Consider the following 21,948-nt stretch of genomic DNA (forward strand, 5'->3'; position numbering starts at 1 on the left):
AGGGGAAAAGGTAGGGAGAAAAGATGAGTCAAGAAATTGAAACGAGAATCAGTCAATGTAATCAAAAATTACGAATTATATTTGAAGAACAAAATGAAAACCGAATCGCGCTGCAAAATCAAGAACGAGCTGAGGCTAGTTTTCATGAATGGAAAAATAGAAGCAATCGTTTATTTAACCGAATACTAGAAACTTGGCACGGCGACAAAGAAGTGTTTCACCTTTTTACGAATATGCGGCAAGAGATCGGGCAGTACGAAAGAAAACTTACATTCGAATTAGAAAACGAAAAAGAGACGTTGCTTAAAGAAAAACGGCATCTCAGCGAGAAAGAAAACAACCTTTCCTATGAACAGCAGCAACTACAAAGGGAGGCCAATACATGAGTTTAAACATGTATTTGGGAGAAGTACAAAGTCAAACTCAAAGTATGAACGCTATATGTAATGCTACGATTCAAAGTATGGAACAAGCCATTCAATCTATTGATGCATTTGCGATAGACACAGTATTACAAGGACAAACATACAGTAGTGCAAAAGCCTACCTTGTCCAAACATTTCGGCCATTAGCGCAAGGAATCATATGCTTATGTGAAGAATTAATTCGCCAAAATGAAGCATTTCCAAATGAGTTCCAAGCGAAAGTTGCTTCGACAGATGTGATTGAACAAGAAATAAGAGAACAAATAAGGGGAATTAATCAATCGATTACAAGTATAGAAGCAATAGAAGTACTTACACCAATGCCCGGAGTAGGTGCAATTGTAACGGTATTAGGTGCAATGAGAAAAAAACTGGAAGAAAAACTAGAGCATTTATATGAATTCAATCATTCATCCAGCAACAACTACAGCACCGCTCTCCAATTAGCAGCTAGCATCACAGCCGGACTCGCTGAAGTGCAAAGCGGGAAAGGATTTAGTCCTGTGAGTGGGACGTTTAGTACACAAAGGTTGAATATGGATTGGGTGAGTTCGATTCAGGGGATTATAGAAGAAACAGCTCGAAAAAATGATCAGTCAATTAAAGATATAGAAACAAATAACATAATTGAGAAGAAATCTCCGGTTAGAAATGCTTGTGACGATGCGACAGACAGTATAGTTGGCACGTTTGAAACAGCGAAAAAGATGTGGGAAGCTATTCAAAGAGGATCGGGGAAAGCTATTGGTGATGAAATCGAGTCCGCAATAGCTTTAAGTAATATGGACATAGGAACTTTTATTAATGTAACCTATGCACTTTTCCATTTGGATGAAACTGCAAAAAATATGTGGCATGCATTTTCAAATAAAATAAAACGAGATATGATAGAGGGAGATGCAGAGAGTCGTACAGAATTGACTACCTATGGATTAACACAAATAGCTACCACAATATTAGGCGATAGGGCACTAAATAAAGTAGGCCATATCACAAAAGGAGCAAAAGCATCAAGTGGAGTAAGTACATTTGCTAATGCAGTAAAATTAGCAAAAGAATTGAAGCCTACGCTTGAAATGTTACAATCATTTAAGAGAAATGCTTCCTATGCATTCTCTAGTGTTGGTGGAACTATTATAACCAAAATACCACACGGTGAATTGATAGAAGCTTATTATAAGTTTGCGAAGTCTAAAGATGGTGGTAAGGGTACGGGTAAAACTGTAAGCAATTATCTTGATGATATAGTCGAGGCTGGTGGTACCAGAAGAGAAATAAATTCTAAACTTCGAAATCCATTAGATAATCCTAAGATAGCAAAGGAGATTGAGGGAAATACTGAAGCTGTATATGGATATTCACCTAAGAAGGAATCTGCCTTAAATAAGTTTGGGGTAGACTGGACAAATGGTGATGAAGTTGCTTATGCAAGAAGCGAAAGAATAAAGTATCATGAAAAAATACAACAAAAAAGAATACAACTAGAACAAGATATTAAAAATCTTCAAAATGATGGGCTATCTATGGAGGAAATTGCTAGATTGAAAGTCGAAGAGCGAAATCAAGGAAGAATGGAAACGTATATAAAATCTAATAATTTAGATGGATTGAATGCAATGAAAGAAAGAAATATTCTTGAATATGGCAGGGCAGAAGGACCTACACCTGAACAACTTTATAAAAAGTATGGTTCATGGGAAGATGTGATATATGGCAGTTTAAAAACAAATCCAGCAATGGATGTCTTGACAGGATTATTTCATAGTATGGGAGGAAAATAATTATGAAAGAAGAAAAAATACAAGGTAATATAAAGTGGATTGCATACAATAATTTAAGATTTAGAATAGAGAAGGTTAATGATGATTCATCCGTAATTTGGGTTTCTGATAATTTTGTAAATTTATGTTTTACCTTAGTAATGAATGACTTTTTAAGTAAATGTGAGGATGAGTTGAATATAAATATCGAAATTGATTTGACTTGGAATAATCATAGAGGTTTGATTATAAAAAATCATGATATAAATCTAATTTTAGGAGAAATAATTAATTTTATTAGCGAATGGGAGTTAGAAGGAAATTCAAATGCTGATAATTTTTCTACGGAAGAGTGGTATTCAGCATAAGCTTGCAGGGTATGCTAGCTTTCCATCATTTTTAGGAATTTAAAAATATGGAGGGAAATTTAAATTTAATGTATGTTTAGGGGACATTGAATGTGAATTGAAACTAAAGAGTTAGATAAATATTTTAAGCAACTAGTGAGGAATGAATTCTGTATAGTAAAGAATTCATTCCTTTTAAGTTTGTTTTAATTTACTTGTAATTATAGTAGTTAATATTTGAAGAGGCAATCACCCTAAGTCGTAAAGACACGAAAGCCTATACTCAAAGTAAGATTTCAAAGCTTTAGGAAGAAATTGGTTGAGTTAAAGGGGCTAAGGATGATACTTAGGATACGGCTAACGGTAAACCTAGCAGTAGCAAAAACACAAATGTAGATAATTTTGATGCAAAAACAGCTACAAATAAGCAAAAAGGTAATTATGGTGAAATAAAATCTAGTGACAATTTATTGAATAATCAAAGTTTAAAAGAAGCTGGATTTGATTTAAATCCAGTCGGAAAAAGTACACCATCAGGCATAAATGATAAAATAGTAAAAGGGATTGATGGATTATACGAAAATGCAGAATCAAAGATCAAATATGTTATTGATGAAGCTAAATTTGGCAGTTCACAATTAGGAAAAACTAAAGATGGACGACAAATGTCTAATGATTGGTTGAATGGTGCGAAGACCAAAAAAAGTAGAATATTTAAAGCTGTTGATGGAGATAAGAAATTGGCAGATAAGATTAAAAGAGCGCTGGAAAGAAATCAAGTAGAAAGAGTACTATCACAAGTCGATAGTACCGGAAAAGTAAAAACATATAGATTAGATGCAAAGGGAAATGTTATTGGAGAATGGCCATAATTTAGAAGCTAGGAGGAATCAAATAGAATGAGAGATTATTTAATTATAGAAGAAAAATGTAGAGAAGGAATTGAATATAATAAAGAGTTTATTCAAGAAAATAAAGAGGATATTAAAAGTTTAGAAGAAGATGAGAAAAAGGGAATTCAAAGATATTCTAAGGATAATAATAGTATTATAGAAGGAACCTACTTATCAAGCTTTAATTATGAGTTAGAGGATATTATTGCAAAATATTCCCTAGGAGAAGCTATCTATACAATAGAAGGAGATTTTGACAACGCTCTTATTGATTTGGGGCATATAGGGGAAAGAGAAGTTGGATATTTAAATCTAATTTGGATGATATCTCTAGGAATTTTATTAGAGACGGAGAAAAAGAATCTTGTAAGTTTAGCTAAGCTAGTTGAGAAAGAAAATATGAACGATGCAGTAATTGATTTCCTCTTATGCGCTAGTGATATCGGATACACAAAAGTGACGAATAGATATTATAAAGAAAATCCATATGCAAAAACGAGAGAGATTATAGAACTTGCACAAACAGATAAAAAAGAAGCATCTAAAAGATTACAAACGTACATGGAGAAAGAATGGTTTAAAGGCCATTATGATTATGAATGGAAAAATGCGCATAAAGAACCTGGATATGTAGGGTATTGGAGCTTTGAGACAGCTGCAATAGTAAAGATACTCGAACTTGATGATACAAGTTTAAAAGGTAATAACCATTATCCATATGATTTGGCACATTATAAAAATGAAATGAAATTTAAGCATATAGACCTAAGTGAATATCACTATGAAGATGAGACAGAAGAAATCGAGGATATAGTAGAAGGAATTGAACATAATCCTGCATTGGAAAATATTATTCCGCCAAAATGGCATTCATTGGTCAATGAATTAATACATGACTATGAGAATATGAATGATAGTAGTTTTTATGAAAAATACAAAAAAACGATAGGAATAGGTCAAGTGTGGTTCTTACCACAAGAGTATGAAGAAGAAAATGAGCAAAAAAATCTATTAGGAAGTTTAATTGTGTTTGCCCTGACGGTAAGAGATTATATATTACAACTGGACTATAAAGAAGATTTAGAAGACTACATTGATAATCTTAAAAATTTCTGGAATGTTTCAGAAACAAAGTTAGTTCAATTTATATTAGAAAATGATCAAAATTATTATGCATGGGTACCAAAAGGAGTAAATATCCCAAATATGTATGAAGTGAAGATAGAGAGTGTTGATGTAGAGGAAGTTCTATAACGAACAAATCGAAATGGTTTTTATTATATGTAATATTAGAATGCATTTTACTAGTTAATTGAAAACAATGCATGCGTGGGAGAAAAAAGGATGTATTGTTACTAAAAATTAGAGGGAAAGAAGGCTGTTGGATTGAGTTAAGCACCTCATTGTCAATATACGACAATAGGTGCTTTTTTGCGTGCAATGAAGAAAAAATAAAAGATTTATTTTCACTCTATTTCATCTTCGAATTACATGTTATAATTTGGAAAAAATATATTCTTAATTTTTAGATAATTAAAAGGTGGTAGATTACTATATGAGTACATTAAAGAAAATTACTAATAATATTTCGAAGGTTATTATAGGAAAAGACGAATCGATAGAACTAGCAGCCATTGCTCTAATAGCAGGGGGACATATTTTATTAGAAGATGTACCTGGGACAGGAAAAACAACATTAGCGAAAAGTTTGGCTAAAAGTGTGGACGCTAAATTTCAAAGAATACAATTTACAGCGGATACTTTGCCTGGAGATGTTATTGGTCTTGAATATTTTCATGTAAAGGAATCGGATTTTAAAACAAGGTTAGGACCGATTTTTGCAAATATCGTATTAGTGGATGAAATTAATCGAGCTGTACCGAGAACACAATCTTCGTTACTTGAGGTTATGGAAGAGCGTACTGTTACAATTGCGAAACAGACACATTCATTACCAGAACCTTTTTTAGTTATAGCAACGCAAAATCCACTCGAATCAGCGGGCACATTTCCGTTACCAGATGCTCAGTTAGACCGGTTTTTACTCACAATACGCCAAGGTTATCCTACGAGAGAAGCTGAAAAGGAAATGATGAATCGGTTTCAAATGAATGATCCATTAGAAACGTTACATTCTATTATTTCAAGTGAAGAAATTATTACGATGCAAAAGCGTGCAAGAGAAGTGTTAGTAGGGAATGATGTGCAAGATTATCTCCTTGAAATTATTGAAGCAACTCGTAACCATGAGTTAATTGAAATTGGTGTAAGCCCTCGGGGAACGTTGGCATTTATGAGAGCAATTCAAGCACGGGCAATATTAAATGAAAGAGATTACTGTACGCCAGATGATATTAAGACGCTCGCTGCATCAGTTTGTGCTCATCGTTTAACGTTAACGATTGAGGGAGAGATGAAAACGACGAAAGAACAAATTATGAAAGAAATTCTTCATACGATTAGTGTGCCAGTGGAGAATGTACGATGAATCAACAGCTTGCGTATACATCTTTAGCGGAGCCTTTCGTAATGGGGGTTATGTCAGTTGTAGCCGTTATTTTAAGTGTATTTTCAAGTAATCTACTGTTTTTATCTCTCGTATTTTTATATGTAATTTTAATAGGTGCTATGCATGTATATATACGTAAAGTATCTCGTGTTGAATGGGAATACAGTCAAGGGAATTCGAATGTTTTTATAGGTGAAACGAATATGTGCAAAATGAAAATTTCAAACAAGTCGATATTTCCTATTCTTAATATCGTATTTCGATTTAAATGTGAAAATAAGCTAACTTGGAATCATGATGAAATAAACAAAAATCATAGTACAGGTTCAAATTATTATATGAATTTTAATTTAAAAGGAAGGGAGTCAGTTTCATTTGATTTGCAAGCTGTAGCGTTAAAAAGAGGCATCGCGAAATGGGAAGAAGTTGAAATTGTTATTACTGATCTCTTTGGATTTATAACGAACCATATAACATATAAACAAGTTGATACGCCCTCTTATTTAGTCTTACCAGCTGTTCCGAAAATACAAGTTCCTGAATTACAAGAATGGTCACGAGGATTTCGAAAAGCGATGTCTTCACCCTTATATGATGAAACGAAAGTAATGGGAGTAAAGTCTTATGAAAATGAAGATTTTCGTTCCATCCACTGGAGTGCAACAGCGAAAACGGGGACGATAACTGCGAAAAAGTATGAGCGAACACAATGTGATAAATACGCGATTTATCTCAACTTGCAAAATAAAAGTGGTGTTTCTTTGCGAAATGATATAGAGGAACTAATTGAATTAACAGCAGGTATATGCAAACAACTTCTTATGCAAAACTGTTCGTTTGAAGTATGGATCAATAGTGTAAAAGATAACGGTTTGCTACATATAAAAAATGGGGATAATCGGAAACATTTGCAAAATGTATTAAAGGTACTTGCCTCGATATCAGACCAAGATACGCCTATATCTTCTTCTTACTTTTACACAGCAGGCTTTCGTCGAAAGGAACTGGATGCGGTTCCTTTAATTATCGGTACTTCACCAAAGAAATACAGTAGAACGAATAAAAGGATTGTAATGAAAGAATAAGAAGGGGCTTATGTCATGGTGAATAAGAAGCGGCATATGAAAGTGAAGTTATGGAGTGTAAGAACTTTAATCATACTTTTCTTTGCGATTAGTGCGATAACGTTATCACAAGGTGTTGTGTATGTACAAGACATAGTAAAAGAGCGTTTTTTCAGTAAGACTAAGACAATATCGGAAAGAAATTATGATTTTACTAGTATAGGTGAAAATTTCGATGATTCCAAAATAGATGAAGATGAATATGAAGAAGTAGAAGATACAGGTATAAGAACGAAAACGGGTAAAAAATTTCAACCTTTCGAAAGAGAAAGTCTATGGAGTGACGTGCTTTCTGTTCTTTCAAATATATGGATTACTATAGCTTTTTATGTGATAATTGCAATATCAATTATATATGCCATCTACAAGTATATTAGGAAAAAATTGACGAAAACAGAAATAGTACAGGAGAAAGAATTGGTTACAAAGCACACTGCGGTAAGAAGCATAAAGAATGAAAAAGTCATTCATCAGTTAGAACAGCCGTTACCGACAGATAAGATAAGAAAAACGTTAGTTGAATGGGAAAGAACATTACCATTTCATGAACAGAGAAGATCCTATGAAACGATGCAACAATGGTTAAAAAGAATTTGTAGAACAAGGGATATTATCTCGTTATATGAGTCTGTTCGTTATGGTGAAAAGACGTATACGGATTTAGATGTGGAAGAAATAATGAAGTGGGTAGAGGGAGATGGGAAGGTGGATACATAAATATTCACCTTTTCTTTTTTATATGGAAATTTGATTAACATGAATTATTTTCTTATATGAAACCGTATTTAAATAGATAAACAAAATTAACTTTATTTACTTATACTTCATTACATGTTAACCTATACTTAATTTTTATAAATTATAATTAATTTTTGATTTTTTAAGGGTGTGAAAATGTAATGAAATCGGTATTAAAAAGCATACTTATTTCCTTTGTTTTTTCAGCAGTAGGTATGTGTTGGTTACTGTACGTATTATTCAAAGGGGACGGAGACTGGTTATTGTCTTGGATAGGTGTATTAATGGCATATTTATCTTTATATACTTTAATAGATTTATATTGTAAAAATACATACGATAAAAAAATAAATAAATGGCTTATAAAAACAGCGGTGACTAGTTTTAGTTTTTCTGTATTAGGAATCTCATTTTGTATCATACATGAGCTATTAACACCATGGAGTCTTAGTTTAATGGTGTGGTATTGGTTGCTAATGTTAGTATTATTTTTAACAACTATAATATCATTAATCAGTTTAGTATTTGTTAATCGTAAAAATCACAATTTCACCGTTGGATATAGAATGCTCATACTTCTAAATGTATTTCTTACACTAGGACCAGTATTATGGCCGCTATTACTTTCTATTATTGGAAATGGTATGAATGCTAGTGCGGGCTGGTAAAAAGGAATATAAATTAGTTGTGTAAAGAATAGGATGAAAAGTTGATATAGAATTTTAAATGTTTAAGAGAACATGTTTACATAAAAAATGAAAACATGTTCTCTTTTTATTTGCATGCATAACTCTTCCTCAGTTTACCGTATTTAAATTTAAACGTAAGTATTTCGTAAGGAATGGATAAGAAAAAAGAGAGATTTATCATATAGGATGAAAGTATAGCTTGAATCAATCCGATATTAATGGAGGAGAGAAAGCCTTATGAAAAAATGTAATTCAATTAAGTTAGCAAGTTTTGCAGTTTTATTAGCGGGTACTGCTCTATTTACACCTGGTTTTACTGTGACTGCAGAGTCAACTCAAAATATTTCTAGTTCGTCACAAGTACATGATCAAAAGAATCGTAATGGCTGGAAACAAGTAATGCAGGAAACAGTACAGCTTGGTGCTGTAGGAATATTAGCTAAGGCGTCTAACAACGGAAAAACTAGTAGTTTTACTGCTGGCGTGGCGGACTTAAGTACAAAGAAACCGGTGAATTCGGATTATCGCTTTCGAATTGGTAGTGTGACGAAGACGTTTACTGCGACGACTGTGCTTCAATTAGTAGGAGAAAATCGCTTACAACTTAACGATCCAATTGAAAAGTGGCTACCAGGTCTCGTGCAAGGAAATGGGTATGATGGTAATCAAATTACGATACGACAACTTTTGAATCATACGAGTGGTATCGCTGAATACTTAAAGTCAAAAGACGCGGACATAATGAATTCGAAAAAAACGTATACAGCAGAAGAAATAGTGAAAATAGGTCTTTCGCTGCCTCCAGATTTTTCGCCGGGAAAAGACTGGTTGTATTCAAACACAGGATACGTAATACTAGGAATGCTTATTGAAAAAATAACTGGAAATAGTTATGCGGAAGAAATCGAAAAGCGAATTATTGAACCTTTGGACCTATCAAATACGTTTTTACCAGGAAATTCACCCGTCATCCCAGGAAAGAATCATGCTCGTGGATATGTGAAAATGGAAGGAACAGGCGAGTTGAAAGATATTACGTATTATAATCCAAGTTTAGCTAATGCAGCTGGAGATATGATTTCTAATGCGGATGATTTAAATAAGTTCTTTTCATCTTTACTCGGTGGTAAGTTACTGAAGGAACGCGAGCTAAAAGAAATGCTTACTACAGTTCCTATAGAAGGAAAAGGGGTTGGTGACGCATACGGTCTTGGAATCTATGAGACTAAACTTCCAAACGGTGTTTCAGTTTGGGGGCATGGAGGAGGAATTCCTGGATTTACAACTTTTGCTGGGGGAGTAATTGGAGGCAAACATACATTGGCTATCAGTCTCAACTCTATAGGTGGGGTCGATATTGTTCCGCAGTTTAATAAAATGATGCAAATTGAATTTAATAAATAGATGAAAAGAAAGTGAATGGAATTTTGTTATAGTTATATTTAAAAGAGGTGCTTTTTTAAGTTCGCAACTATGGACAGTAGTTGCATTTATGATATGGCATCAAGTGTATTTCAAAGTGAAAATCAATCTTAATGCTTACGATAAAAATAAAAAGGATGTCAGTTACATGACATTCTTTTTATTTTGGATAAAAAAGGTATATAGTTCTGAAAATTGTTGTTTTTTAAATTATTAAATATAATAAAGGATATAGGGGCGCCAATAGGGGAGTTATGAATGGAAAATACTTTAGTTAGTTAATTATTTCTCGTTTTAATCAAAATGATTATGAGTTGATTTGGAGTTGAATACAATGGGAGAAAATCATTATAAATGGAGTAATAAACAATTACGAGAGCATGTTGAAGTAATAGATGGTAAAAGAAGTCCGCACATTTTATGTAAGAACGCAACTTATTTAAATTCCTATATGCGCGAGTGGATGCAAGCAAATATTTGGATCTATGATGACCGGATTGTTTATGTAGGGGAAAAGCTGCCAGTGCAACTGCATGAATGTGAAGTCATTGATTGTGATGGAAAGTATGTAGTTCCAAGTTACATAGAACCTCATGCACATCCATATCAATTATATAATCCTGAAACTTTAGCGAATCATGCGATGCAGTTTGGGACAACAACTTTTATTAATGATAATTTAACTTTATTTTTCACATTACAACGTGAAGAAGCATTTCGTTTATTAGATGAATTTGAAAAGATTCCAGCAAGTATGTATTGGTGGTGCCGTTTTGATGGACAGACTGAATTGCAAAACGGGGAAACTTTATTTAATCGTGAAGAAATAATAGAATGGCTTAAGCATAAAGCAGTTCTTCAAGGCGGCGAGCTAACAGCATGGCCAAAACTATTACATGGCGATGATGAAATGTTAACTTGGATGCAGGAAACGAAGCGATTGCAGAAGAAAGTAGAAGGACATTTTCCAGGTGCATCTGAAACGACTTTAGCGAAGTTAAAACTGTTAGGTACAGATTGTGATCATGAAGCGATGACAGGGCAGGAAGCTTTCACTCGTCTTATGCAAGGTTACACTGTTTCCCTAAGAAATTCTTCAATCCGCCCAGATTTAGAAGTTTTACTGAAAGAATTGTTGGAACTAGGCGTAAAGCAGTTTGATAGATTTATTCTTACGACAGACGGCTCACATCCTTCGTTTTATGAGAATGGAATGACAAACGTTATGATTTCTACCGCGATAAAACAAGGAGTGCCAGTAATAGATGCATACGATATGGCAAGTTATAATATTGCTCGCTATTATAATATGGAACATGTACATGGTTCGATTGCGACAGGTAGAATTGCTAATATCAATATTTTAGAAAGTAAAGAAAACCCAGTACCAATTAGTGTCCTTGCAAAGGGGAAATGGGTGAAGCGTGACGGTGTAAATACACATGAGGCATTACATATAGACTGGAGTAAACATAAAGTAACTCCATTATCATTAGATTGGTCAATAGAAAAAGAGGATATGATTTTCTCTAATAAAACGGGGATACACTTATTAAATAACGTTATTACAAAACCATACACTAGTGAAATCAATATAGACTGTGATGAATTGTCCACAGATCATGATGAATGTTTCCTTATGATGATTGCTCGTGATGGCAGTTGGCAAGTGAATATAGCTGTCAAAGGTTTTGCAAAAGAACTAGGTGGGCTTGCTAGCTCTTATTCTGGTACAGGTGACATCATTCTTATCGGAAAAAGAAAAGAAGATATGCTTACAGCTTTTCGTAGAGTAAAAGAGCTCGGTGGTGGAATGGTCATAGTAGAAAACAATGAAGTGTTACACGAAATAGCATTACCATTGCTCGGGATTATGTCTAATTTAAAAATGAGAGAATTAATACAGGAAGAGAAACAGATGGTGAAATTACTACAAGAGCGTGGCTACGCGTATGATGATCCAGCATTTACAATTTTATTCTTTTCTGCGACGCACTTGCCTTTTATACGAGTAACACCTATAGGATTATATGATGTGAAAAGTAGTAAGGTAGTTGCCCCGCCCGTGAATTTGATAAAGCAATATTAAAAAGAAAGATCCTATAAAAATTTTATTTTATAGGATCTTTCTTATTATTAGCATAAGAATATTGTAAGCCTCAAATGATATAGTATCTAAATCATTTGAGGTGATATGTAAATATGAAAAAAATATTTTACATTTTAAGCGTATTTATTCTGTGTGTATCGATACAACACGTTGTACATTCCCAATCAGATGCACCAGAGTTATCTTCGGATTGTCTCGAAGAAAGAAAAGTTAGAGATGAAAAGTATGTGAAGAATATAATACAGGACATTAAATCCACATTTAATTTAAATATTGATGAACATAGTTTTTGGGAAGTAAGTAAAAGAGATCTGGAGGCTGCTCATTTGATGTATGGTGGAAAGGAAAATGATTCTTATTATACTTCGCTAACTAAAATTTATGACAGTGGTGGATTTAGCGAACAGCCCAGCCTATTTGTGAGGGCGCAAGAAGCATTTTTACTTTATAAAGAAAAAGATAATATCAATGTAATGAAACGCCTAAAACTAGACGTTGAAAAAGGGGAATGGCTCGTTATAAAAACGAAAAAGAAGAAAGGGAAAAAAGTGAAATTTAAGCCGTTGCAATGTGAAAAAGATTATATGAAAAAGAGAAATGAATAACAAAATACTTATTCATGCTGTTTTTATTCAACGATATTTTGCTGTTGATTTGAAATAGAAAAAGGTAAACAAACATATTAGCTTTATGGAATATGTTTATTTACCTTTTTTTGAGAGATTTAATAATTGGGGATTATTTACTGCCTAATGAATTTATAACATTCAATGAATTTGTTCTTCATTAACATTAGATTTTGTGTCAAATGATTTATACATTGCCGAAACACCTATGTATATTTTATTCTACAGTATTTATAAAAGAATGTTGGCTATTCATAAGAAATATGATTGGCACGGTTTTTGCTTGTATTACATGTAAGGAAGGGAGATTGTATGTAAGGAATCTGTACTCGTAATAGTATAAAACAAGCTACTATTGCATTATTAATCATAGTTGTATTTATAGGGGAACTGTAAATACATACAAATAAGTGGTTTTTTTGATTTTAAAATTCTGAATTTTCATTTAAATAATTAGGGGGCAATGGTATGGTTAAATATTCGAAAATTTCTAAGTGGATTCTTGGTGTTGGACTAGTGACAATAACATGTAATGGTTTGCAAATTCAAGCAGAGACAAAAGAGAAAAACGTGAAGAACGTATTACAAATGGAGCCGGTAGGAATACAGAAATCTGTTAATGAATTGGCGCACCCTTCAAAAGTACAAGAAAATGCATCTTTTACAAAACGGTTAAAATTAGCGGATTTATCGCAGCGTCCACTAGCACCAACCGATAATATTAAACCGTTAGCTGAAGAAAAAAAGTATTCAATGGCTGAGTTAAATCAATTAAATAACAAACAATTAACTGATCTTCTTGTGACAATTAAATGGTATCAAATTCCGGAATTATTTCAGTTTAATAGTGATAGTCTTAAATTCTATCAAGATGATAGTCGAATGCAAGCAATTATTAATAAACTAGCAGAACAAGGACAAGCTTATACGCAAGATGATTCAAAAGGGATTGAAACATTAGTAGAAGCTCTACGTGCAGCGTTTTATTTAGGTTTTTACCATGATGAATTAAGCAAACTAAATGAGCGTAGCTACCATGATAAATGTTTACCAGCTTTAAAAACAATTGCAAAAAATCCAAATTTCAAACTTGGTACATCAGAACAAAATAAAGTAATTGCATCATATGGAAAATTAATTGGAAATGCATCAGCAGATGTTGAAACGGTTTTATATGCAGGTGAAATTTTTAAACAATATAACGATAATCTTGCAACTTTCATTGAAGACCGAACAAAAGGAGACGCTATATATGAGTTGATGAAGGGAATTGACTTTGATATTCAGACGGATATGTACACGACTGGAAAAGAGCCAAAAGATACGATGTGGTTTCGAAATATTGATAACTTTATTAATGAAATAAATCGTTTTGCACTACTTGGTACAGTAACAAATAAAAACGGATGGTTAATTAATAATGGAATTTACTATGCTGGCCGATTGGGCAAGCTTCATAGCACGCCCACAAAAGGACAACAAGTTGTTACAGATGCAATGCGAATTTATCCATATTTAGGAGAGCAATACTTTGTTGCGGCAGAACAAATTACTACAAATTATGGAGGAATAGATGCGAACGGCAAAACTGTAAATTTAGATCAAATTCGAGAAGAGGGGAAAAAGAAATATTTACCGAAAACGTATACGTTTGATGATGGTGCAATTGTCTTTAAAGCTGGGGATAAAGTTAGCGAAGAGAAAATTAAACGTCTATACTGGGCGGCAAAAGAGGTGCGTTCTCAATTTTATCGTACAGTTGGTAGCGATAAACCACTTGAAAGTGGACATGCTGATGATGTGTTAACGATGGTTATTTATAATAGCCCAGATGAGTATCAATTTAATCGTCAACTGTACGGATATGAAACGAATAATGGTGGGATTTATATTGAAGGGACAGGGACTTTCTTTACATATGAACGTACACCAGAGCAAAGTATTTATAGTCTGGAAGAATTGTTCCGCCATGAATTTACGCACTACTTACAGGGAAGGTACGAAGTTCAGGGATTATGGGGCCAAGGGGAAATGTATCAAAATGAACGTTTAACATGGTTTGAAGAAGGGAATGCAGAGTTCTTTGCAGGTGCAACGCGATTAGATAGTGTAGTACCACGAAAAAGTATAATTGGTGGGTTATCTAATGATCCTGCAAAACGTTATACAGCATCACAAACATTAAATGCGAAATATGGAACGTGGGATTTTTATAATTATTCGTTTGCACTGCAATCATATATGTATAATAAGCGCCCAGAAATGTTCGATAAAGTACATGATTTAATTCGCGCAAATGATGTTTCAAGTTACGATGAATACCGTGCTACATTAAGCAAAGATAATAAGTTAAATGAAGAATATCAATCTTATATGCAAATGCTTATTGATAATCGTGATAAGTATACAATTCCACAAGTATCAGATGAGTATTTAACTCAGCATGATCCAAAATCGCTTTCGGACGTTACTTCAGATATTACGAATGAAGCGAAATTAAAAGATGTGAAAGTAACAAAGAATAAATCACAATTCTTTAATACATTTACACTACAGGGGACATATACAGGAAGTGCGGCTAAAGGAGAAGTTGAGGACTGGAAAGTGATGAATGAAACAACAAATGATATGTTGAAACGTCTTTCAGGAAAAGAGTGGACTGGATATAAAACATTGACTGCTTATTTTGTAAATTACCGTGTAAATAATGCTGGGCAATTTGAATATGATGTTGTGTTTAGCGGAGTGAACACGGAAGAAGGTACGGCTGTAGAAAAAGAACCAAATAATTCATTTGAAACAGCAAACCCACTATCTTTGAATATTTTGTTAAGAGGAACCTTGAGCGATCAAGATCAGGGGGATAAATTTGTTATTGATGTAAAGGATCAAAAAGATTTACAAATTTCGGTTACGAACGAACAAAATCTTGGATTGAACTGGGTATTATATTCTGAATCAGATTTAAATAATTATGTAGCTTATGCAACAAAACGTGATGGGAACAAATTGCTTGGAAATTATAATGCAAAGCCAGGGAAATATTACTTAAGTGTATATAAGTATGGTGGTGGAACAGGGAATTATACGGTACAAGTAAAATAGTTTACTATAGTTTGTTTTGAAAGGCTACTTATTACATTTTTTAGCGAAATAAAGTATGTAATGTTAAACATTAAACTAATTCAACATATCCCTGTTCTAATTATAGAACAGGGATATGTTGGCTTTATATTTTTAAATTAAATAACCTCATTGGATTTTGATAAGAAAATAATTAATATACATCTGAATTCTCATTCGTAAAGCATGTTTTAATCTTCTTAATGCTCTTTCATTTTTGTCTCAATGCTTGTTTTCAAATCAGTTGATACTTGATTGAAATACCCCAAAACGATCTCCCTAATATCATCGGATATAACTTTCAAATCACTAGCTAAGTTTTCAGCGAGATATTCTTTTTCTATTGGCTGTAACTTCGTATAAAATTCACCAGCTTGTGTAAAGTCATCCTGTTTCGTTATAGAAGCTCTTTCAAGTTTACCTTCAACGTACCTTCCTTCACCGGTTGTAATTTGATTAGCAGGTGTCCAATCTTGCTGCTGGTTAATCGTTAATTTGCGAAATTCTGGACCAATTCTTCTTCTTTGTGAATCACTGTAAATGTTAGCGCGCCCTTGCAGCATTTTATCATCTGATAGTTCTGCACCATCCAGTAAATTAGAAGGAGAGAATGCGACTTTTTCTACTTGTTCCATAAAATTTTCAGGATTTTTATTTAATACCATTTTCCCGACTGGTAGGAGAGGATACGTCTGTTCATCCCATACTTTTGTGTCATCTAAAGGATCATAAGAAAGGTGCGCTTCATCTTTCGGATCCATGAGCTGGACGTATAAACCATACTCCACTGGTTTACCATTTTCAATAGCATCATATAAATCTTTCCCGCTATAATCAGGATTTTCGGCAGCTAGTTTAATTGCTTCTTTACTAGTAATGTACTGTACACCTTCAAACGGGTACCAATGATACTTTACATACTTTCGATTACCTTCCGCATTTCTCCATACATATGTATTAACACTATGTCCTGGAATGTGGCGAAGACTTTTGGCCGTACCATTATTAGAGTATAAACGGACAACAAAATGAATAGATTCAGGTGCTTTAGCGACAAAACTCCAAAATCTATTAGGGTCTATTAAGTTATTTTTAGGTGAAGGCAATAATGCTTGAATCGTTTCAGGGAAACGCATCGGATCACGGACAGAAAAAACAGGAATGTGATTACATAAAAGGTCAAAAATGCCTTCTTTTGTATAAAATTTTGTAGAAAAACCGCGTACATTTCTAGCGGTATCCGGTGTTCCTTTCGTACTAACAGCTAACGAAAATCGCACCATAACAGGAACTTTCTCATTAGAATTTTGTAAAAAACTTAATTTAGTATGTTCAGACATCGAATATATCGTTTGAAAATAACCGAACGCACCAAATCCTTTTACATGAACAGGTCTTTCTAAAATTTTTTCATGAATAAATTCTTGTAACGTCTCGTGAAGTACACTATCTTGCTCTAGAACAGGTCCACGTGAACCAACTGTTTGTGAGTGAAGGGTAGCTTGTTCATTACGTTCGCCTTTTTTATTAAAGTGATTCCCTAGTAAAGATTGCCCCTGTTTATCATAGTTTTCATTCATCGATATAGCCTCCAAATTTATTTCGTCTATTGTTACTAAATATGATTTTATAGTCTCGATTATGTATGACATACAAAGTTCAAAGCAGTAACATACCGCTAGATGAAAAAAACACATATGTAGTGGACCTGTTGAAATAGAAGAAATTATGGAAAAATGAATATTGGGAAGAGAAAGCACACGTTTTAATAAAAAATGTGGAAGAAAACCACTATTAAAATTTCAATCTTAAAACTTAATTTATAAACGATTATATAAAGAATGAATGTTAAAAAAGGAAAAATAACTAGGAGGAATTTAACATGTCGGATTGGTTTCAATTAGATAAAGAATATATGATGTCTACATATTGTCGTACAGAGGTTGCAATGGAAAGAGGAGAAGGATGTAAACTATATGATGTAGATGGTAAAGAGTATTTAGATTTATTTTCTGGCGTAGGAGTAAATGTATTAGGATACAATCATCCTAAAATTGTACAAACGACAATGGAACAAGTTACAAAATCGTTGCATCTGCCGTTTCATTTTTTAAATCCAGTTGCGATTGAATATGCAAAGAAATTAGTGGATTGCTCATTAAAAAACGGAAAGGTCTTTTTTACAAACTCTGGTACGGAAGCGACAGAAACAACTTTGAAATTAATTGATAAATATAGAGCTAATACGAATGAAGAACGTGAAGGAATTGTAGTGCTGAAGAATAGTTTCCATGGGCGTACGTTAGGGGCACTTCATTTTACGAGACAAGAAAGTGTATATCAAAATTTCCCTAAAACATCGATTCCTGTATATGAAGTAGAGCGCGAAAATATAGACCAATTAGAGGAGACTATTATTAAAGAAAAACCAATTGCGATTATGCTAGAGCCTGTTTTAGGAAGTGGAGGAATTTATCCTTTATCAAGTGAATATTTACATGGTGTTCAATATTTATGTGAAAAATATAATGTACTTCTTGTCGTTGATGAAGTTCAAAGTGGTATGGGTAGAACGGGAAAACTATTTGCTTATCAAAATTTTAATATTACACCAGATATTATTCAAATTGGTAAAGGAGCAGGAGGCGGGATACCGCTAGGAGGAATTATTGTAGGCAAAAAGTTATGTGATGTATTTTCACCAGGAGATCACGGGACAACGTTTGCTCATTCATCAATGGGAACGGCTTTAGGGTTAACGGTATTAAACACATTGATTGAAGATGGTTTAATGCACGAAGCGTATGAAACGTCACTATATTTAAATGATAAATTACAAGAAATTCAGAAAGAAAACTCTTATTATATTCAGGAAGTACGTCATGCTGGCATGATGTTTGGAATTAGTCTGAATGATACGAATGAAAATGTGAAGAAATTACAGGTTGAGCTAATGAATAAAGGAATGTTAGTCGATGTAACACAAGGGAATATTATTCGATTACTTCCGCCGTATATTATTACAAAAGAAGAAATTGATACATTTATTACTCAATTTATTACTTGTATGGATAAGGTTGCTACTGTAGTAAGTGCTTAAAAATTAAAAGCTATATTTTATATAAAGTGCACTCTAATTGTTGGGGATAGTTTACAATTGGGGTGCATTTTTTATAGTTGAATTTTGTAAAATACAGTCGTTTGTATATGATAACGGAAAAATAGAAGGAATTTCGTTATATTTGAGTGGTGAAGAAAAGGGAAAGTAAGTATAAAGATAGTAGATAAAGCGGGTGGTTTAAATAACTAATGATAGAACGTTTTGAAAATAATAGCATACGAATATATAAATAATAAGAATGAGGTGATATATTGGAAAATAATGATATTCAATTTACTTCTTTACAAATGAGAACGGATAAATATGGTTGGGCTAGTATTCAATATACAAATAAAAAGCAGGCTATCTTATATACTCGAAACGGAGGAGTAGAATGGGATGTTGTCAATCCTCTTAATTCAATTGTATTATGTGGGTATCCAATAAACGCTCGAAGCTCTTGGGCATATGGTTTAACAAAAAAGAATGACGATTTATTGCCAGCTATATTTTATACAGTTAATAGAGGAGAAAGGTGGAGTGAGTTTATTTTACCGGTTGAAGAAGATTGGGAGAAATCGACTGATGTTCAAGTACAATTGCATGCTACGAATATGGATAGTATATGGATTGTATTATCTAGAAAGCTTGCATCAAATAAATTTGAACATAATTTATACTATTTGAAAACGAAAGGGAAAGTTTGGAAAGTGATAAAAAATATAAGTATTAGTGATAGTATTTCAGGGATAACATTTATAAACGATCTAATTGGGTTTATTTCACTACAAAAACATTATGAAACATCAACGGTATTTAAAACAATAAATGGTGGGGAAAGTTGGCATCCTATAAAAGATATTCCAAGTCTTGAAGGAATTAATAATGGGACTGCTATGGCTTATAAAGCAATCTATAAAAATAACTTATTAGTAATACCAACTAAAATGAATGATGATGTATTTTTAATGAATTACTCATTTGATAAGGGGAATTCGTGGCATATTTCAAATAAAACAATAAATACTAGTAAAGTGGCTGTTTCGTTTTTTAGTTCCTATTATGGCTGGGTTATAAATAGTGAAAATGGGAGTGTGTATCAAATAATAAAAAAAGGAGCAAAATGGATTAAAGTATCAAGCAATCCATTATTAAAAAATGTATTTTGTTTGCATTTTTTTAATCGGCGTAAAGGTTGGGCGTGTAATAAAAAAGAAATATTTACTACAAAAGATCGCGGTATAACATGGAAAAAGGTAGTATATAAAATTAATAATATTGATAAATTTATTTAAAAAAGTCCTAAAGAAATTAGGACTTTTTTTGTTTTTTATGGTGAGAGTTGTAACAAACAATGATAAGAGAAAGGAGGTAAGTGCAGAACTTATATTTTTAAAAATAGACGGTTGTTTTTACACAGTATAATTCACTTTTGAATATGTTAATAAAGTAGCAAATTCATAGGAAATGGTAATACTTAATATTTTATGTCACATAATGTGTAAAGGGGGCGTGTAATGAAATCGTTAACGGTTATTATTTTGTACAGTGAAAGAGAGCAAATGTTAGAAGAGTCAATTCAATCTATATGGAAGTTAAATCCTCTTGAAATTATAATTTTCGTTCCTAACGATAGAAGTAATTTGTATGAAATAGCAAAGAAACATAAATGCCATATTGTTTTGATGGATAAATATAGTACGTATTATGATGGGTATGAAGCTTCTGTAAAGGCAGCAAAAGGAGATGTATTGTTATTTTTAGATAGTAATTTTTTATTATCTTCAACTGAAATGAAGAATTTTATTGAGCCAGTTGTTACAAATCAGGCGGATGTAGTATTAAACAAAATAGATAAATTTATAGAAGTTGGTAAATGTCCGAATATGGATATTGTTTGGAGAAAAATGTTAAATGAAATTTTAAGTCGACCAGATTTAAAAAGCAATTCAATACTTTCATTACCATATGCACTTACGAAAGAAGTAGTGGTAAACATCGGCTTTAATTATATGGAAGATATCGTTCTAGCTCATATGAACATAGTGAATCAAGGCTGGCGGATTAACAATCAATATGCAATAAGAACGTTATCTAAAGATGAAATGTTAGAAGAAGAAGGGTATTTATTTAAAAAAGAATTATTAGAAAATGAAAAAGAGAAAGTGGAAAAATATTTAATTGGTATATCCAAATGGATAGAGAAAAAGGGAAGAAGAGTAGGATTTACTGATGCAGGAAAAAGAAGAGATATTATTCAAAGATTAGGTGAAAGCAAGCAGTATCCTTCGTATCATCGAGGCTGGGGAATGCATTCTTCAATTTATAACGGGAAACAACTTTCTGTCATTATACCAGTACAAAATGAAGAAGAGACTATAGAACAAGTAATACTTGAGGCGAGAAAAATAGAACCACTAGAAATAATTGTCGTTGTAAATGGTTCGACAGATCAAACGGCTAATATTGCTAAAAGACTTGGTGTTACTATTATTGAATATAACGAACGACTTGGTCATAATGTTGGACGTGCTATTGGAGCGCTTGAAGCTACAGGAGATATTCTTTTATTTATTGATGGTGATTTTAGTGTTTCAGGAAGTAATTTGCATCATTTTACAAAAGCAGTTTCAGCTGGTGTAGACATAGCATTAAATGATTTGAATCCGATGTTACATCCTCCGTTTTATGTTGTAGACGTCGTAAAATATATGCTTAATTTAGCATATAATCGTCCAGAATTAAGCAATGGCTCATTAGTAGCAATTCCACATGCTATGAGTAGATCATGTTTAGATGCAATAGGCTGGGAAAGCTTACTATGCCCTAGTCTTGCACAAGTAAAAGCTATATTACAAGGGTATAGAGTAGAATGTGTACATTACGTTGATGTTGTAAAACCGAATAGAATTCGTTTAATGGAGAATGTAAGTCACAATGGACATCCTCCAGCAGTATTAAGAATAATTGGTGATCACGTTGAAGCTCTCTCTTACTTAATAGAACATCTTGAAATAGATGGAAAGGGTGATTAAACTGTTAGACCAGTACAAAAAAATTAACATTTCATATGAACAATTAT

16 protein-coding genes and 1 pseudogene are annotated in these 21,948 nt (G+C 32.9%); 16 read left to right on the top strand and 1 reads right to left on the bottom strand.

The window, feature by feature from the left end; genetic code table 11:
* Window positions 1-23: 23 nt before the first annotated feature.
* From AU379_RS08875 to colA, 13 genes and pseudogenes are all read left to right on the top strand, one after another.
* The gene (locus tag AU379_RS08875) at window positions 24-386 is read left to right on the top strand and encodes a DUF3958 family protein (protein WP_061139142.1); all 363 of its coding nucleotides are present in this window, start codon (window positions 24-26) and stop codon (window positions 384-386) included.
* Entirely contained in the window at window positions 383-2,206 is a 1,824-nt protein-coding gene (locus AU379_RS08880; protein ID WP_061139143.1) for a T7SS effector LXG polymorphic toxin, read from the top strand. Before AU379_RS08875 ends, AU379_RS08880 begins: the two co-directional genes overlap by 4 nt.
* A gap of 2 nt (window positions 2,207-2,208) precedes the next feature.
* Window positions 2,209-2,553: a hypothetical protein gene (locus tag AU379_RS08885; RefSeq protein WP_000656836.1), complete on the top strand. Its 345-nt coding sequence runs from the start codon at window positions 2,209-2,211 to the stop codon at window positions 2,551-2,553.
* 338 nt (window positions 2,554-2,891) lie between these two features.
* Window positions 2,892-3,404 (top strand): annotated as a pseudogene (locus AU379_RS30210) (hypothetical protein); the annotation flags it as partial.
* Window positions 3,405-3,431: 27 nt separating this feature from the next.
* Window positions 3,432-4,679, top strand: coding sequence for a PoNi-like cognate immunity protein (locus AU379_RS08895; protein ID WP_061139145.1), 1,248 nt, complete (start codon window positions 3,432-3,434; stop codon window positions 4,677-4,679).
* A gap of 301 nt (window positions 4,680-4,980) precedes the next feature.
* On the top strand, window positions 4,981-5,913 hold the full coding sequence (locus tag AU379_RS08900; protein ID WP_000105650.1) for a MoxR family ATPase: 933 nt from the start codon (window positions 4,981-4,983) through the stop codon (window positions 5,911-5,913).
* Window positions 5,910-7,019 (top strand): DUF58 domain-containing protein, encoded by a 1,110-nt coding sequence (locus AU379_RS08905; protein ID WP_061139146.1) that lies wholly within the window; start codon window positions 5,910-5,912, stop codon window positions 7,017-7,019. Before AU379_RS08900 ends, AU379_RS08905 begins: the two co-directional genes overlap by 4 nt.
* Before the next feature lie 15 nt (window positions 7,020-7,034).
* Window positions 7,035-7,775, top strand: coding sequence for a hypothetical protein (locus AU379_RS08910; protein WP_000247509.1), 741 nt, complete (start codon window positions 7,035-7,037; stop codon window positions 7,773-7,775).
* Between the two features lie 182 nt (window positions 7,776-7,957).
* Window positions 7,958-8,464, top strand: a complete 507-nt coding sequence (locus AU379_RS08915; protein WP_000843833.1) for a DUF3902 family protein — start codon at window positions 7,958-7,960, stop codon at window positions 8,462-8,464.
* Window positions 8,465-8,722: 258 nt separating this feature from the next.
* Window positions 8,723-9,889, top strand: coding sequence for a serine hydrolase domain-containing protein (locus tag AU379_RS08920; RefSeq protein ID WP_061139147.1), 1,167 nt, complete (start codon window positions 8,723-8,725; stop codon window positions 9,887-9,889).
* 352 nt (window positions 9,890-10,241) lie between these two features.
* Window positions 10,242-11,996 (top strand): adenine deaminase C-terminal domain-containing protein, encoded by a 1,755-nt coding sequence (locus tag AU379_RS08925; protein WP_044584583.1) that lies wholly within the window; start codon window positions 10,242-10,244, stop codon window positions 11,994-11,996.
* Between the two features lie 113 nt (window positions 11,997-12,109).
* Entirely contained in the window at window positions 12,110-12,622 is a 513-nt protein-coding gene (locus tag AU379_RS08930) for a hypothetical protein (RefSeq protein WP_000719378.1), read from the top strand.
* 489 nt (window positions 12,623-13,111) lie between these two features.
* Window positions 13,112-15,748: a collagenase ColA gene (gene colA / locus AU379_RS08935; RefSeq protein WP_050821924.1), complete on the top strand. Its 2,637-nt coding sequence runs from the start codon at window positions 13,112-13,114 to the stop codon at window positions 15,746-15,748.
* Window positions 15,749-15,966: 218 nt separating this feature from the next.
* On the opposite strand, the gene AU379_RS08940 is transcribed toward colA, so the two are convergent.
* A complete protein-coding gene (locus AU379_RS08940) occupies window positions 15,967-17,346 on the bottom strand; it encodes a catalase (RefSeq protein ID WP_050821923.1) in 1,380 nt (459 codons plus the stop codon).
* Window positions 17,347-17,648: 302 nt separating this feature from the next.
* Between AU379_RS08940 and AU379_RS08945 the strand changes: the two genes are divergently transcribed.
* The 3 genes from AU379_RS08945 to AU379_RS08955 all read left to right on the top strand — a co-directional run bounded on the left by AU379_RS08945 (window position 17,649) and on the right by AU379_RS08955 (window position 21,901).
* Window positions 17,649-18,866 carry an aminotransferase class III-fold pyridoxal phosphate-dependent enzyme gene (locus AU379_RS08945; protein ID WP_050821922.1) on the top strand — a complete coding sequence of 406 codons (1,218 nt, stop codon included), beginning with the start codon at window positions 17,649-17,651 and terminating at the stop codon, window positions 18,864-18,866.
* A gap of 272 nt (window positions 18,867-19,138) precedes the next feature.
* Complete coding sequence (locus AU379_RS08950; protein ID WP_050821921.1) at window positions 19,139-20,161, top strand: hypothetical protein; 1,023 nt, start codon at window positions 19,139-19,141, stop codon at window positions 20,159-20,161.
* 222 nt (window positions 20,162-20,383) lie between these two features.
* Window positions 20,384-21,901 (top strand): glycosyltransferase, encoded by a 1,518-nt coding sequence (locus AU379_RS08955; RefSeq protein ID WP_000839316.1) that lies wholly within the window; start codon window positions 20,384-20,386, stop codon window positions 21,899-21,901.
* Window positions 21,902-21,948: the final 47 nt, after the last annotated feature.

This window comes from Bacillus sp. JH7, assembly GCF_001563515.1.
GTDB classification, from domain to species: domain Bacteria; phylum Bacillota; class Bacilli; order Bacillales; family Bacillaceae_G; genus Bacillus_A; species Bacillus_A cereus.

Excerpts from the sequence above, each read along its gene's own strand:
- AU379_RS08875 (WP_061139142.1), top strand. The coding sequence starts at position 24 with ATGAGTCAAGAAATTGAAACGAGAATCAGTCAATGTAATCAAAAATTA.
- AU379_RS08880 (WP_061139143.1), top strand. The coding sequence starts at position 383 with ATGAGTTTAAACATGTATTTGGGAGAAGTACAAAGTCAAACTCAAAGT.
- AU379_RS08885 (WP_000656836.1), top strand. The coding sequence starts at position 2,209 with ATGAAAGAAGAAAAAATACAAGGTAATATAAAGTGGATTGCATACAAT.
- AU379_RS08895 (WP_061139145.1), top strand. The coding sequence starts at position 3,432 with ATGAGAGATTATTTAATTATAGAAGAAAAATGTAGAGAAGGAATTGAA.
- AU379_RS08900 (WP_000105650.1), top strand. The coding sequence starts at position 4,981 with ATGAGTACATTAAAGAAAATTACTAATAATATTTCGAAGGTTATTATA.
- AU379_RS08905 (WP_061139146.1), top strand. The coding sequence starts at position 5,910 with ATGAATCAACAGCTTGCGTATACATCTTTAGCGGAGCCTTTCGTAATG.
- AU379_RS08910 (WP_000247509.1), top strand. The coding sequence starts at position 7,035 with ATGGTGAATAAGAAGCGGCATATGAAAGTGAAGTTATGGAGTGTAAGA.
- AU379_RS08915 (WP_000843833.1), top strand. The coding sequence starts at position 7,958 with ATGAAATCGGTATTAAAAAGCATACTTATTTCCTTTGTTTTTTCAGCA.
- AU379_RS08920 (WP_061139147.1), top strand. The coding sequence starts at position 8,723 with ATGAAAAAATGTAATTCAATTAAGTTAGCAAGTTTTGCAGTTTTATTA.
- AU379_RS08925 (WP_044584583.1), top strand. The coding sequence starts at position 10,242 with ATGGGAGAAAATCATTATAAATGGAGTAATAAACAATTACGAGAGCAT.
- AU379_RS08930 (WP_000719378.1), top strand. The coding sequence starts at position 12,110 with ATGAAAAAAATATTTTACATTTTAAGCGTATTTATTCTGTGTGTATCG.
- colA (WP_050821924.1), top strand. The coding sequence starts at position 13,112 with ATGGTTAAATATTCGAAAATTTCTAAGTGGATTCTTGGTGTTGGACTA.
- AU379_RS08940 (WP_050821923.1), bottom strand. The coding sequence starts at position 17,346 with ATGAATGAAAACTATGATAAACAGGGGCAATCTTTACTAGGGAATCAC.
- AU379_RS08945 (WP_050821922.1), top strand. The coding sequence starts at position 17,649 with ATGTCGGATTGGTTTCAATTAGATAAAGAATATATGATGTCTACATAT.
- AU379_RS08955 (WP_000839316.1), top strand. The coding sequence starts at position 20,384 with ATGAAATCGTTAACGGTTATTATTTTGTACAGTGAAAGAGAGCAAATG.